This window comes from Curtobacterium sp. MCSS17_015 (assembly GCF_003234265.2).
Classification (GTDB): Bacteria; Actinomycetota; Actinomycetes; order Actinomycetales; family Microbacteriaceae; genus Curtobacterium.
Genome location: NZ_CP126256.1, coordinates 2,850,113 through 2,864,218, shown reverse-complemented (window position 1 = coordinate 2,864,218; position 14,106 = coordinate 2,850,113). Strand labels below are relative to the sequence as shown.

Annotated in this window: 13 protein-coding genes, 1 tRNA gene and 1 pseudogene; 8 read left to right on the top strand and 7 right to left on the bottom strand. The window is 72.3% G+C overall.

The window, feature by feature from the left end; all coding sequences use genetic code 11:
- Positions 1-49: 49 nt before the first annotated feature.
- Positions 50-544: a DUF6264 family protein gene (locus DEJ18_RS13710; RefSeq protein ID WP_111211569.1), complete on the bottom strand. Its 495-nt coding sequence runs from the start codon at positions 542-544 to the stop codon at positions 50-52.
- A 10-nt stretch (positions 545-554) separates the two neighbouring features.
- On the bottom strand, positions 555-1,427 hold the full coding sequence (locus DEJ18_RS13705) for an HpcH/HpaI aldolase/citrate lyase family protein (protein ID WP_111211570.1): 873 nt from the start codon (positions 1,425-1,427) through the stop codon (positions 555-557).
- Between the two features lie 172 nt (positions 1,428-1,599).
- Here DEJ18_RS13705 and DEJ18_RS13700 point away from each other — a divergent pair, with 172 nt between their 5' ends.
- Positions 1,600-5,352 (top strand): AAA family ATPase, encoded by a 3,753-nt coding sequence (locus DEJ18_RS13700; RefSeq protein ID WP_258377022.1) that lies wholly within the window; start codon positions 1,600-1,602, stop codon positions 5,350-5,352.
- A 383-nt stretch (positions 5,353-5,735) separates the two neighbouring features.
- Positions 5,736-6,323 carry a CDP-alcohol phosphatidyltransferase family protein gene (locus DEJ18_RS13695; RefSeq protein WP_111211572.1) on the top strand — a complete coding sequence of 196 codons (588 nt, stop codon included), beginning with the start codon at positions 5,736-5,738 and terminating at the stop codon, positions 6,321-6,323.
- A gap of 38 nt (positions 6,324-6,361) precedes the next feature.
- Here the strand turns inward: DEJ18_RS13695 and mscL are convergent, their stop codons facing one another.
- From mscL to DEJ18_RS13680, 4 genes and pseudogenes are all read right to left on the bottom strand, one after another.
- Positions 6,362-6,868: a large conductance mechanosensitive channel protein MscL gene (gene mscL, locus DEJ18_RS13690; protein WP_111211573.1), complete on the bottom strand. Its 507-nt coding sequence runs from the start codon at positions 6,866-6,868 to the stop codon at positions 6,362-6,364.
- A gap of 50 nt (positions 6,869-6,918) precedes the next feature.
- On the bottom strand, positions 6,919-7,215 hold the full coding sequence (locus DEJ18_RS13685; RefSeq protein ID WP_349775064.1) for a hypothetical protein: 297 nt from the start codon (positions 7,213-7,215) through the stop codon (positions 6,919-6,921).
- Positions 7,215-7,307: pseudogene (locus DEJ18_RS15920) on the bottom strand (FmdB family zinc ribbon protein); the annotation flags it as partial. The gene DEJ18_RS13685 and the pseudogene DEJ18_RS15920, both read right to left, overlap by 1 nt.
- A gap of 1 nt (position 7,308) precedes the next feature.
- A complete protein-coding gene (locus DEJ18_RS13680) occupies positions 7,309-7,893 on the bottom strand; it encodes a 5-formyltetrahydrofolate cyclo-ligase (RefSeq protein ID WP_111080103.1) in 585 nt (194 codons plus the stop codon).
- Positions 7,894-7,996: 103 nt separating this feature from the next.
- On the opposite strand from DEJ18_RS13680, the gene galU reads away from it, so the two are divergent.
- The 6 genes from galU (at position 7,997) to DEJ18_RS13650 (ending at position 12,696) form a co-directional block, all read left to right on the top strand.
- Positions 7,997-8,887, top strand: coding sequence for a UTP--glucose-1-phosphate uridylyltransferase GalU (gene galU, locus DEJ18_RS13675; protein ID WP_111077980.1), 891 nt, complete (start codon positions 7,997-7,999; stop codon positions 8,885-8,887).
- 89 nt (positions 8,888-8,976) lie between these two features.
- Positions 8,977-9,636 carry a GNAT family N-acetyltransferase gene (locus DEJ18_RS13670; RefSeq protein ID WP_111079816.1) on the top strand — a complete coding sequence of 220 codons (660 nt, stop codon included), beginning with the start codon at positions 8,977-8,979 and terminating at the stop codon, positions 9,634-9,636.
- A 133-nt stretch (positions 9,637-9,769) separates the two neighbouring features.
- Positions 9,770-10,897 (top strand): hypothetical protein, encoded by a 1,128-nt coding sequence (locus DEJ18_RS13665; RefSeq protein WP_111211575.1) that lies wholly within the window; start codon positions 9,770-9,772, stop codon positions 10,895-10,897.
- A 75-nt stretch (positions 10,898-10,972) separates the two neighbouring features.
- Positions 10,973-11,048, top strand: a tRNA-Ala gene (locus tag DEJ18_RS13660).
- A 107-nt stretch (positions 11,049-11,155) separates the two neighbouring features.
- Positions 11,156-11,578, top strand: coding sequence for a VOC family protein (locus tag DEJ18_RS13655; protein ID WP_181431009.1), 423 nt, complete (start codon positions 11,156-11,158; stop codon positions 11,576-11,578).
- 65 nt (positions 11,579-11,643) lie between these two features.
- Entirely contained in the window at positions 11,644-12,696 is a 1,053-nt protein-coding gene (locus DEJ18_RS13650; protein ID WP_111211576.1) for an amidase domain-containing protein, read from the top strand.
- 42 nt (positions 12,697-12,738) lie between these two features.
- Here the strand turns inward: DEJ18_RS13650 and DEJ18_RS13645 are convergent, their stop codons facing one another.
- A complete protein-coding gene (locus DEJ18_RS13645; RefSeq protein WP_181434289.1) occupies positions 12,739-13,995 on the bottom strand; it encodes a hypothetical protein in 1,257 nt (418 codons plus the stop codon).
- Positions 13,996-14,106 lie beyond the last annotated feature (111 nt).

Below are 14,106 nucleotides of genomic sequence, written 5' to 3'. Positions count from 1 at the left end.
CGCCGCACCGGTCGGCGGACGTCCAGCCGCGGGCTCGGGGGCGGGGTGCTCAGGGGACGGGGAGCTGTGCGGTGCCGAACCCACTCCCCGGGCCGACGCCCTGGTCGTCGAGCGCCTGCACGAAGAGCACCGTCCCCCATGTGACGACGGCGACGGTCAGGACGAAGCCGATCCCGGCGATCCACCACGAGGTCCGTCGCCGGATCCAGGCGCCGATCGCGAACACGAGCGTGACGACCCCGATGACGAACGCTCCGCCGACCGCGATCGCCGCGCCTGCGATGGTCCCGCCGGGGGAGCAGTCACCGGCGGCGCCGCAGGACGTCGTCGTGGAGGCGACGGCGATGACGCCCGTGACGGCGGCGATCGCGGTGAGGACGGCACCGGCCGCCAGGAGCAGGACGGTCGAGACCCGGTCGGCGATCTTCCCGGGCGGGAACAGCGACGACGCGCCCTGCTCCCAGGCGATGCGCTCGGCCTCGCTGTGCTGCTGGGACCCCGCGTGGTGCTGCGGTCCGGATCCGGGGACGTTCGACCAGGTCATGGCACCGTTCCTACCGGGGCTCGACGCCGAACGCCTGGGCGAGCCGCTGGATCTTCTGCGCCCGTCCGAGTCGCGGCAGGTCCGATCCGTCGCGGATGACCCGGCCACGGGCCTCGAAGTCGTCGAGGAAGTCCTGCGCCCAGGCGACGTCGGTCGGTGTCGGCGAGATGACCTCGTTGATGACGGGCAGTTGCTCGGTGTCGAGGCAGAGCTTGCCGGTCAGGCCGAGCGACACGGCGACCTGGGACTGCTCGCGGAGGATCGGGTGCGACGACCCGACCGTCGGTCCGTCGATCGGACCGGGCAGGTCACCGACGCGGGACGCCACCACCAGGCGCGACCGGGGGTACGCCATCGCGAGGGTGTCGGCGCTCGTGCCGGTGTCGCGGCGGTAGTCGCCGCTGCCGAACGCCAGGCGGAACGCACCCTGTGCGCGGGCGATCGAGACCGACTCCTCGATGCCGACCGCCGACTCCACCAGCGCGATGACGGGGGTCTGCCCGCCGAGCCGGTGCCACGTGTCCGTGACCTGCGCCGGCGACTCGGTCTTCGCGAGCATCACGCCCTGCAGCCCGGGCAGCCCGCGGAGCTCCTCGACGTCGTCGGCCCAGAAGTCGGTCGTGACGTCGTTGATCCGCACCCAGGCCTCGCCGCCGCCGGCCAGCCACGCGGCGACGGTGGCACGGGCGGAGGGCTTGGCTGCCGGGTCGACGGCGTCCTCGATGTCGAGGATCACCTGGTCGGCGCGGGAGCGGGTGGCCCGGTCGAAGCGTTCGGCGGCGGTGCCGGCGACGAGGAGCCACGAGCGCGAGATCTCGGCGGGGACCGTTCGACGCCGGGACGGCGCGGGAGTGGACGGAGCGGGACGGTCGTCGATGGCCATGCACCGTTGGTACCACACCCGAGGGTCCGGGCTCCGGCCGGGCGAGGGGGCGGTGTGCGGCCCGGCGGGACGAAAACCCGAAACAGGGGGCTCATTGCCAGAGTGCTGTGGCGCTTCCGCCTACAGTGGGCGGGTGTGGAGAGTGGACAGGGCGACCGACGATGAGGACGACGTGAACGACGACGCCCCCGTCGAGGGCAACGACCTGCCCGACGAGCAGTCCCCGCTGCGTCCCGAACTCCAGGTCACGAGCCCGCACGCGATCAGCCTGGGCGACCCCCGCCTGACCGCGGGCAACGCCGCCGAGCCCGCGTGGGACGCCTGGCGCGAGCAGCTCGCCGGTGTCGGTGGGACGAGTCCCCTCGTGCACTTCGCCGACCACCCCCGTGCGCGCATCGAACTCTCGACCACGCACCCCGGCGGCCTGGCCCAGTTCATCACCGGCAAGACGACGCTGCTCTCGAGCCTGATCCGCGACGAGGTCGCGCTGCGGGCAGCCCGCGTCGCCGCCGGGCACGTCGAGGCGAAGGGCACCGAGCTCGCCACGGTCCGCGGGATCGACGCCGTCAAGCTCGGCATCGGCATCGCGGACTGGCAGCACGGCGACGAGCACTTCCGTGGCCCGGTGCTGCTCCGACCGCTGGCGATCCGCCGTCACGGCCGCGACTTCGAGGTCCGACTGCTCGGCGAGCCCGTGCTCAACCCGGGTCTGTCCGACGCGCTCCGCGAGCAGTTCGGTGTCACCCTCGACGCCCAGTCGTTCGTCGCGCTCGCGCAGCAGGACGGCTCGTTCACGCCGAACCCGGTGATCGACCGGCTCCGCGGGCTGACCGCGCACATCCCCGGCTTCTCGGTGCACGCCCGGCTCGTCGTCTCGACGTTCGCCGAGGTCGCGACCGGGCTCGTCGAGGACACGAAGGACCTCGCCCACCCGGTGCTCGACGCCCTCGCCGGCAACCCGAGCGCGAAGTGGCAGGTCGAGCAGTCGTACCACCCGGTCGAGCAGACCCCGTCGGACGAGCGCAGCCCGGAGACGGACACCCTGCTGCTCGACGCCGACGACGAGCAGGAGAACGTGATCGCACAGATCACGGCCGGCAACTCCATCGTCGTGAAGACCCTGCCGGGCACCGGCGGCACGCAGACGATCGTCAACGCGCTCGGTGGCCTCGTCGCCGCGAACAAGCGCGTCCTCGTGGTCAGCCCCCGCCGCGCCACCCTGCGTGGCATCGCCGCCCGCTTCGGCGAGGTGCACCTGCCCGGTGTCGCCGTCACGCCGAACACCCTGCGCCGCGACGTCGTCCGGGCCATCGCCCGGAACGAGAAGGCCAGCCGTCCGAACCTGCGCGAGGTCGACGACGCCCTGGTCCGGCTCCGCAAGGTCCTCACCGACTACCGCGGTGCCCTGACCCGCACGGACCCCGACTTCGGGGTCAGCGTGCTCGACTGCCTGGTCGAGCTCTCCCGTCTGTCCCTGCTGCCGGTCGCCCCCTCCACCACGGCCCGGCTCTCGAAGCAGTCCGTCGTGTCGATGGTCACCGGCCGCGCCCGTGTCGCGGAGACCATGGTCAGCGCGGCGAACCTCGGCGAGTTCCGGTACGGCCCGGACGACTCGCCCTGGTACGGCGCGAAGTTCACCTCGAGCGACGGCGCCCAGCGCGCCCACAAGACCGCGCAGGAGCTCGACGGCGGAGCGCTGCCGGCCCTCCTGCAGCGTGCGCACGACCTCGTCGCGTCGACGCACATGCGGCAGTTCACGACGATCAACGAGCTCGGCATCTACCTCCGCCTGCTCACCGAGATCCGTGACACCCTCGACCGCTTCCTGCCGATCGTGTTCGACCGTTCCGTGTCGGAGCTCGTGGCCGCGACCGCACCCCGGGGCGAGGGCGCGCCGATGTCGAGCACGAACCGCCGACGGCTCAAGAAGCTCGCACGGGAGTACGTCCGTCCGGGCGTGCACGTGTCCGACCTGCACGAGGCGCTCACGCGGGTCCAGCAGCAGCGCGTGCTCTGGCAGCGCTACGTGGCCGCCGGGGTGAACCCCGAGGTCCCCACCGGCATCGCCGACGTCCAGGTGCTGTTCTCGAACGTGGTCGAGGACCTGGCCCGTCTCGACGAGCCGCTCGGCCGGACCAGTCGCGAGCAGCAGCTCGCGAACCTGCCGATCGACCAGCTCGTGCCGACCATCGCGGAACTCGCCGCCGAGTCGGACGTCCTGCACAACCTGCAGGAGCGCACCGAGCTCATGCAGACCCTCCGCGACCTGCAGCTCGAGCCCCTGCTCACCGACCTGGCGAACCGCCACGTGCCGGACGTGCAGGTGCCGGCCGAGCTCGAGCTCGCCTGGTGGCAGTCCGCGCTCGAGACCATGCTCGAGTCCGACCGGGCACTGCTCGGCGCGAACACCGACATGCTCGACCGGGTCGAGGCCGACTTCCGACTCGTCGACGACGCGCACGCCGCCGGCGTCTCCCAGGGGCTGGCGTGGCAGCTCGCCGAGAACTGGAAGGTCGGGCTCGTCGACTGGCCGGAGGAGTCCTCCGCGCTGAAGACGCAGCTCAAGGAGGGTGCGATCACCTCGCGCCTGCTCCACGACTCCGCCCCGCACCTGTCCCGTGCCATCGCGCCGGTCTGGCTCGCCTCGCCCTACGAGGTCGCGCAGATCGCCGACACGATGCCGTTCGACACCGTGATCCTCGTCGACGCCGGTGCCGTGACGATCGCCGAGACGGTCGGGGCCGTCCGCCGTGCCCGGCAGACCGTCGTGTTCGGGGACCCGGTGACGCAGACGCCGTCGCCGTTCCGCGTCGCCGTCGACCCGGACCACCGCGCGCTGCAGGTGGACGAGGAGACGCTCGACGCCCTGCACGCCGACTCCGCCCTCGCCAAGCTCTCCACCCTGCTGCCGACGCTGTCGCTCACCCGCTCGTACCGGGCCGGCGGCGAGGACCTGGCGGAGCTCGTCAACCGTCGCTTCTACGGCGGCCGCATCGAGTCGCTGCCGTGGGCCGGGTCGTTCCTCGGACACGGCTCCATCGCGCTCGACTACGTCAGCGAGGGCAAGGCCGTGCCGGACCCCGAGTCCGGAGCGGTCGAGAGCGTCGACGCCGAGGTGGACCGAGTCGTCCGGCACGTCATCGAGCACGCCCGCACCCGGCCGACCGAGTCGCTCATGGTCATCACGGCCTCGGCGAAGCACGCGGTCCGGGTCGAGCAGGCCGTGCTCGCCGCGGCGCAGGGGCACAAGGACCTCACCGAGTTCGTCATCGGTGACCGGCCCGAGCCGTTCATCGTCGCCACGCTGGAGCAGTCCGTGGCGCAGAGCCGTGACCGCGTCGTGTTCTCGATCGGCTACGGCCGCACCCCGCACGGCCGCGTCCTGCGTGACTTCGGTCCGCTCGGCAAGCCCGGCGGGGAGCGGCTGCTCGCCGTCGCGATGACCCGGGCCCGTCGTTCGATGGTCATCGTCACGTGCTTCCAGCCGTCCGACATCGAGGCCGAGCGCATGGGTCACGGCACCGTCGCCCTCGCCGAGATCCTGGCCGAGGTCCGTGCCCGCACCACCGCCGAGTACGTGCCGGACGACTCCGACCCGCTGCTCGTCGACCTGGCCCGCCGACTCGAGATGCGTGGCATCCCGGTCGCGCTCGGCCACCGCGGCAAGCTCGGCCTGGTCGCCGCGCACGGCGGGGTCTGCGTCACGATCGAGACCGACGCGTCGCTGGTGAAGGGGTCGCTCCGCGAGTCCCTGCGGCTCCGTCCCGAGGTGCTCCGTCGTCTCGGGTGGCACTACGTGCGCGTGCACGCGTTCCAGCTGTTCTCCGACCCGGACCGGGTCGCGAACACGGTCGCGCAGGTGCTCGGTGTCGACCGCGGTGCCACGCAGGAGATCTCCATCCCCCCGGTTCCCGCACGCCGATGACGCCCCGGCCTTCCCGCCGGGCCTCGCGGCCGGCGGGGCCGGTCACGCCGACGACGGACCACCTCACCGGCGCCTGGACGCCCGAGGCGACCGCCCCGTCGACGGGAGGCGCACTGCCGTCCGCAGACGCGCCTCCCGGCCACGCGGGCGGGGGACAGCCCGGCAGCGCCGCTCCGTCGGTCCGACCCACCCGCTCGGGAGGGCCGACCCGCTCCGGCAGGCGTGTCACCACCCAGCCCGCGCCGGGCAGCGACCCCACCCCGGTTCCGGAGCCCCCGCGGCACGGGACCGGTGAGAACGACGCCCGGTTGCTGGGCGACCGGCCGCCGCACTGGGGCTGACCGGTACGCTGGCAGTCTGCGAACCCCGAACGGAAGCGTGTGATGACGGAGCCCTCCCGGCGGACCCGGCCCGACTGGCAGACGCTGCCGAACCTCATCACGCTGGTGCGCTTCGCCCTCATCCCGGTCTACGTCGGGCTGGTCGTCGCCGGGCACCCTGGATGGGCGCTCTCCTCCCTGGTGGTCCTCGGCGTGAGCGACTGGGCGGACGGGTTCCTCGCCCGCCGACTGCACCAGGAATCCGCGCTCGGCAAGGCGCTGGACCCGATCGCCGACCGGTTGGCGATCGTCGCGATCGTGCTGTCGCTCGTGCTCGTCGGGCTGCTGCCGTGGATCGTGGTCGTGGTCGTGGTGGCCGTCGACCTGGCGCTGCTGGCCCTCTCGAGCGCGTGGTTCCGCGGCAACCCGGACCTCCGCGTGACCTGGACGGGGAAGATCCGGTCCGCGCTGCTGTTCGTCGGCCTGCCGGTGTTGCTCTTCTCGTCGACGTCGGTGGCCGCCGACCACGACTGGGTCCGGAGTGTGGGTCTGGTGTTCGTCTGGCTCGGAACGGTCGGGCACGTCCTGGCCGGGCTGCAGTACGCGGCCGAGATGGCCCGCAAGCACCGCTTGCAGCGCGCCCCCGCCTAGGGCTCGGCGCGGTCGCGTCCGCAGGACCTCGCCCGCGGCTAGAGCTTGGTGGTCCCGGCGATCCCCGTTCCCTCCGGCGCGTCCGACGGTGCGACGTGCGCGCCGCCGCCGGCCCCGGGTGCGGAGTCTCCGCCCTGCTGTGCACGGAGCAGGTCGCGGATCTCGAGGAGCACCTCGACGTCCGTGGGCGGGACGTCGGCGGGCGGCTGTTCCGCGTCGTGCTTCGTCCGGTCGAAGGCGACCTTCTTGAGGTGGTTCACCGGCACGACGAGCGCGAAGTAGACGACCGCGGCCACGATCACGAAGTTGAGGACCGCGCCGATCACCTTGCCGAACAGCAGCTCGGTGTCCCCGCCGGACACGGTCGGGAACGACACGATCAGGGCCTTGTCGAGGCTGGAGGCGTTGAAGACCGCACCGATGAGCGGGTTGATCAATGCGGTCACGACCGCCGTCACGATGGCGGTGAACGCGGCGCCGATGACGACCGCCACCGCGAGGTCGATGACGTTCCCGCGGAGCAGGAACTCCCTGAAGCCCTTCACGCGAGCCCCCTTCTGTCGTGGACGGCCACCGCTCGGTGACCCGCTCCAACCTATCCAGGAGGCGCGGGGCGGGTCAGGACGCGGACGACCCCGACCCGGAGGAGCCGGACGATCCCGAGGAGCCGGACGATCCCGAGGATCCGGAGGACGACCCGGACGATCCCGAGGAGCCGGAGGACGACCCCGATCCGGATGACGAGCCGGAACCCGACGACGACGACCCGGAGCCCGACGACGACCCGGAGCCCGACCCGGAGGGCGCCGCGCGCGAGTCCGTCCGGTAGAAGCCACCACCGTTGAAGGTCACGCCGACCGGCGAGAAGACCTTCCGCAGGACGCCGCCGCACACCGGGCACTCGGTGAGCGCGTCGTCGGAGAAGGCCTGCTTGATGTCGAACGCGTTGCCGCACTCGGTGCAGCGGTACGAGTAGGTGGGCACGTCAGCTCCGGAACGTGATGATGCGTGACGGCGTGATGATGCCGTCGACGGGTTCGTCGTGGGGTTCGCGCGGGACCTCGTCGAGGTACTCCGTGTCGAACACCACAGCATAGACGGGCGGCCGGTTCGCCATGGACCCGAGGGTCTTGTCGTAGTAGCCGCGTCCCCAACCCATCCGCACGCCGTCGTGGCCCACCGCCGCAGCGGGCGTGATGATCGCGTCGACGTCGTTGATCGCGAGGGGGGAGAGGACCTCGCCGACGACCTCGGGCATCCCGAACAGGCCCTCGCGTTCCGAGGCCCCGTCGCCGACCGCCCAGTCGAGCAGGCCGTCGTCGCGGGTGATCGGGAGCAGGACCCGGATGCCCTGCTCGAACGCCCAGTTCAGGAACGGCCGCACGTCGGGTTCGTCCGGCGCGGACAGGTACACGGCGACCGAGGCGATCTGGCGTTCCTCGACGAACCGCTGCAGCGTGGCGGTCAGGGCGAGGGAGTCGGCGTCGCGTTCGGTCGAGGTCCGGCTGCGCCGTCGCTGCCGGAGGTCGGCTCGCAGGGCGCGCTTCTCGTTCCCGAGATCGGCGGTCATGGCGACGAGTGTAGCGAGCACGGGTGATGCGGCTTCCCGCTGATCTGCCTGTCCTCCTATCGGTTGACATGCCCAGGAAAAGGGTTTCGGATACGGTCGCTCCATGGGCTTCCAGATTTCGAAGGCCGTGATCCCCGCCGCAGGGCTGGGCACGCGCTTCCTCCCCGCGACCAAGGCGATGCCGAAGGAGATGCTCCCCGTCGTCGACAAACCGGCCATCCAGTACGTCGTGGAAGAGGCCGTGGACGCCGGTCTCACCGACGTCCTGATGATCACCGGGCGCAACAAGAACGCGCTCGAGAACCACTTCGACCACGTCTCGGAGCTCGAGGAGACCCTCAGGAAGAAGGGCGACCACGAGAAGCTGCAGAAGGTCAACCAGTCCACGGACCTGGCCGACATGCACTACGTGCGCCAGGGCGACCCGCTCGGCCTCGGTCACGCCGTGCTCCGCGCCAAGATGCACGTCGGCCGCGAGCCGTTCGCCGTCCTGCTCGGCGACGACATCATCGACGCCCGCGACCCGCTGCTCAAGCGCATGATCGAGGTCCAGGGCGAGAAGAACGCGACGATCGTCGCACTGCTCGAGGTCCCGGAGTCGCAGACCCACCTCTACGGCATCGCGACCGTCGAGGAGACCGACACCGACGACGTCGTGAAGATCACCGGCCTGGTCGAGAAGCCGGCGCAGGGCGAGGCCCCCTCGAACCTGGCCATCATCGGCCGCTACGTGATCCGCCCCGAGGTGTTCGACGTCCTCGAGAAGCAGGAGCCGGGCAAGGGTGGCGAGATCCAGCTCACCGACGCCCTCATGAAGATGGCGAGCGCCGAAGAATGGACAGGAGGCGTGTACGGCGTCGTCTTCCGTGGACGCCGTTACGACACCGGTGACAAACTCGACTACATCAAGGCGATCGTGCAGCTCGCCTCGGACCGCGAGGACCTCGGCCCGGACCTCAAGTCCTGGCTCAAGGAGTTCAACGCGGGCGAATGAGTCGACCCATCCCGCACGGGCCCGGTGACCCCGGCCCCGTGCGGGACACCCGTCCCGCCGAGTGCGGGACACCGGAGGAACCAGAAGCGATGACGACCATCCCGACCCTCACCCACGGGCGGGTCACCATCCGCCCCCTCCGGATCCGCGACTCCCGCGACCTCGATCTCGCCCTGGCGGGCAACCGCTCGTGGCTCCGCACCTGGGAGGCGACCAACCCCTCGGGTCTGGTGTCCTCGGACGTGCGGGGGAGCATCCGCGCGCTGCAGGCGAACGCCCGGGCCGGGTTGGGCCTCCCGTTCGCGATGGAGCTGGACGGTCGGTTCGTCGGGCAGTTGAACGTGTCCGGCATCACGTACGGCTCGCTCGCGAGCGCGTCGATCGGGTACTGGGTCGTGCAGGACGCGGCCGGGCACAACGTGACCCCGACCGCGGTCGCCCTCGCGACCGACCACTGCTTCCGGTCCGTCGGCATCCACCGTCTCGAGATCTGCATCCGACCGGAGAACGCGCCGAGCCTCCGCGTCGTCGAGAAGCTCGGGTTCCGGTACGAGGGCCTGCGTCGCCGCTACATCCACATCAACGGTGACTGGCGGGACCACTTCTGCTTCGGCCTGGTCGCCGAGGAGATCCGCGAGGGCGTCCTCGACCGCTGGGTCCGCGGTCAGGTGCCGCACGGTGCCGGCCGGGTGCCGCAGGACGCCTGGGACGAGGCGGCCGTGCCGCTGTCCACGTCGCCGCGCGGCTGACCACCGCCCGACACGTGAGCGCCGGCCATCCGGCCCCGGAGGCCCGCAGCACGCCCGGTGGATCCGTCACGACTCGCTCGACACGCTCCCGGCAATGGGCGTCGGGGCGGTGCGCTCCCCCTACCGTTGCCCCATGGGATTCGGGACCTGGGGCGGCGGCGGCGTGCTGCTCGTGGCGGCGGTGCTCTGGGTCGTCTACCTGATGCCCGCCTGGGCCGCTCGACGGCAGTACCTCGCGACGGAGCGGAACGCCATCCGGCTGCAGCAGACGCTCCGCATCCTGGCGCAGACCGCTGAGCTGCCGGACGAGGTGCGGATCGAGATGAACGCGAAGTCCATCGCCGAGGCGCAGCGCGTCGCCCGTTCGGAAGAGGCGAAGCGCGCCGCGATCGTCCGCGCCCACGAGGCTGCGCGGCAGCGGGAGATCACCCGTCGTCTCGCCGCCCAGGCGCCCGTGCTCGAGCAGGCCTCGTCGGTGCCCGCACTGACCGCGATGCGCATGCGGCGCTCCCGGCTCGGCGCGACGACGCTCGGCACGCTCGGGCTCGTGCTCGCCGTGGTCGTGCTCGTCGTCGCGCCAGGTGCCTGGCTCCTCGCGGTTGCGGGCTTCGTCGCGGCCGGAGGGTCCGCCGCCGTGCTCGCCCAGCTGCACCAGGTCGCGACCGCTCGTCGCCGCCGGGCCGCCGCCGGCGCGCCGGAGCGGGCCAGGGCCTCCCGTCCGGGCAGCACCTGGACCGACCCCGCGCCACCGCTGCCCACCGAGCGCCCGGAGACCGCCCCGGCGGACCGGACCTGGACACCGGGCCCGCTCCCGAAGCCGCTGTACGTGCAGACGCCGGCGCAGCCCGACCCGTCGCCGGAGTCGTCGGCGGAGCTCGCCGCCCGACTGCGCGAGCGGGTCGCGCAGGCGAAGGCCGAGGCGGACGCCGAGGCCGCTGCGATCCGCGCCGGCGAGTCCGACCCGTCGCTCGCGCGCGTGTCGCGGATGCGTTCGGACGTGGAGGAGGCTGCCGCGGCGCTGTCGTCGCACGACCAGGGACGCCTGGCCGAACGGCTCGGGCTCCGCGCCGCCGCCGATGCTCCTGCGGGACCGACCGCCGGTCGGTCGACCGGCGCCGCGGGTGCCGGGGACGCTGCCGCTCCTGCCGAGCCGGAGGCGCCCGCTGCGCCGAGCCGGTGGGCGGGGATGGGCGTGATCGGTGACGATGCCTACGGGCAGACGGACCTCGACGCGATCATGCGTCGTCGCCGCGCGGTCTGATCCGCGCGGCACGCCCGGCCGCTGCGCCTCGATTTCGGGATCGCTGCGCCCCGGTGCTATCGTGGTCGAGCACTTGGGGCTATGGCGCAGTTGGTAGCGCGTCTCGTTCGCAATGAGAAGGTCAGGGGTTCGAATCCCCTTAGCTCCACCAAGCACGTGACGGCCCGGGTCCTCGGATCCGGGCCTTCTTCGTCCGAGTCGCCCTTGCGGGGCTCCGGATCGGCTGGGACGATGAGCCGACGGACGAAGGAGCCCATCATGACCTCACGACTGAACCCCTACCTCGGCTTCCGGGACGACGCCCGACCGGCGCTCGAGTTCTACCAGTCGGTGTTCGGCGGGGACCTGCGCATCGGCACGTTCGCCGAGATGGGCGCCGAGGGCGACCCGGCCGACGCCGACAAGGTCATGCACGGGCAGCTCGACACGACCCGGGGCTACGTGCTCATGGCGTCGGACACCCCGGCGTCGATGGGGCGCTCCGAGACGAACAACATCTCGCTGTCGCTCTCCGGTGACGCCGACGACGCCGGGGACCTCCGCGGGTACTTCGCGGCCCTGGCCGAGGGCGGCCGGGTGCTCGAACCGCTGACGCAGGCGCCGTGGGGCGACGAGTTCGGCATGGTCACCGACCGCTTCGGGATCACCTGGCTCGTGAACGTCAGCGCTCCCACGGCCTGAGGCGCACTGCTCCCGGCGGTGCGGTCGGTCGTTCTCCGGGGGATCTCGCTTAGCCTGGACCGGTCATGACTGCTCCGATCACGCGCCGCACCCTCCTGTCCCTGGCCGGCATCACCGGCGTCGGCTTCGTCGCCGCCGCCTGCTCCTCGGACGGGCCGGCAGCGACCTCCCCGTCGACGGGCCGTGCGTCCGGCGCGGCGTCGTCCGGCGCGGGCAGCACCGCCTCGGCCGTGCAGCCGTCGGCCTCGGCGGTCGAACCCGCCGAGCTGCCCCTCGCCGGCGGGGTCACCGTGACCGTCACCGGGGTCGGTCTGGCCGCCGTCAAGGGCGTCACCGTCGGTGGTGTCGCCGCGCGGGACGTCGTCGCCCGTGCCGAGCGGGTCACCTTCACCGCGCCGCACCAGGCGATGTACACGGCGGGCCCGGCAGACGTGGCCCTGTTCACGGAGCCGGTCGAACCCGTCGCCTCGGCGAACCAGACCTCCGACGGCAACGGCAGCCAGGTGAACGACGGCCAGGTCGGGGCGACGCAGGACGACACCGCCGCCACGCCGACCCCGGCCGCATCGACCGGCCCGGACGCGGACACCGCGGTGGCCACCACGACGATCGCCTACGCGGCGAAGACCGCCGTCGACCGACAGCTCGAGTACGCGATGCGCCACTGGTCGGACTACAACACCGCCGAGTTCGGGACGATGAACCCGATCGGCGGGGACTGCGCGAACTACGTCAACCAGACCCTGCAGGCGCGCGGGTGGGAACAGCGCGACGACTGGTACAACCGTGCAGGCGGCGCGGAGCACTCCGCCACCTGGACGTACTGCCCGGCGATGGACCCCTGGCTCGACCAGAACGCGGCGACCTTCGGCCTCACCCGCCGGACCTCGGACGAGCGCGAGCACGTGAAGGTCGGCGACATCGTGATGTTCGACTGGAACGCGAACGGCTCGCCGGACCACACGACCGTCGTGTCCGAGGTGTTCACGGAGACCGACGGCACGATCCGCATCAAGTCGGCGAGCCACAACCAGGACGGCCCCTACCGCGACCTCGACGAGATGATCACGGTGCAGCACCCGGGCGGGACCGCCTGGTTCCACACGGTCGACGCCTAGCAGCGGCGGGGCGGGCACCGCCGGCGCGGGCACCGCCCGCGGTCAGGGGAACCCGAGGAACCAGAGCAGGACCACCGCGACCGCCTGCAGGCAGACGCCGACCACGAGCCACCCGGTGGCCCGTCTGCGCGTCCCGGTGAACACATCGGACGCGAGCAACGGCGTGACCGGCATGAGCAGCCGGGGCAGGCTCTGCTGCGGCAGGAACACCGCCACCAGGTACGCGATGTAGGCGACGGCGAACCCGAGCACCTCGGGGCCGAGCACACGCAGGTCGCGCCGACGGAGGAACCACGCCGTCGCGGCGAGGACGAGCACCACGAGCACGATGCCGGCCGGCCCCAACCAGCGTCCCGCCATGAGGAACCACGGGGTCAGCGGGGCGAAGTGCTGGCGCCCGACGAACCCGACCCACCAGGACAACTCCGTGTCGAGGTACGCACCGGGGCGGCCGGTCACCGCCGTCGCCACCACCGGCCACGCCAGACCCGCCGCGGCAACCACGAGCCCGGCGGCGATGACCGCCACCCGCTCCCGCCATGGGAACGACTCCCGTCCCCGGGGTCCGGCGTCCACCGCTCGCCGTGCCGCCACCCACCGCACGACGAGGTGCACGGCGAGGGCGACGGCGAGCGCCAACACCCCCGGGCGGGTGAACGCCGCGAGCACCCCGAGGACGGCGACCAGCCAGTACCGTCGCCGGACGAGCGCGAGCAGGGCGCCGAACAGCAGGAGCAGGAACATGCTCTCGGCGTAGGCGACCTGCAGCAGGAAGCCCGTCGCGCCGAAGGCGAAGAACGCCGTCGTCCACCGCGCCCGGCGCGCGTCGGCCACGGCGAGGACGAGACGGAACAACACCACGCAGGCGCCGGCGCCGCACACGCTCGCGACGACGAGACCCGCGACCCAGAAGGACGCCCCCGTCGTCGCTATCAGCCCACGCACGACGCCCGGGAACAGCGGCAGGAACGCCCACGGGTTCGGGACGACGTGCCCGTCCGGGTCGGTCGGCAGCACCCGTGGGTACCCGTCCTCGGCGATGGTCCGGTAGAAGGACGCGTCCCACGACCCCGAGAAGGTGGCGAACGAGGGGTCGCGCCGGTACGAGGCGAAGTGCCAGCCGTTCGTGGTCGCGAGCCAGTAGACGGAGCCGAGGAGCGCCGTGCTGACGATCCGCGAGGCCAGCCACAGCAGGAGGGGCGTGGTCCACCCGCTGTGCCGGGCCGCCAGGCCGTCCGTCAGCATCCGTCGGAGGCGGGTCGGTCGGGAGGCTCGGGTCGTCTCCGCCAGGTCCGTCACCCGGTCGATCCTGGCAGACGGCGCACTGTCCGATCGCCGCACCGGGCCAGGCCGCGCTCAGTGGCCGGGCGTTGCATCACGTTCCGTTCCCTGGAAACGAACCACCACGGA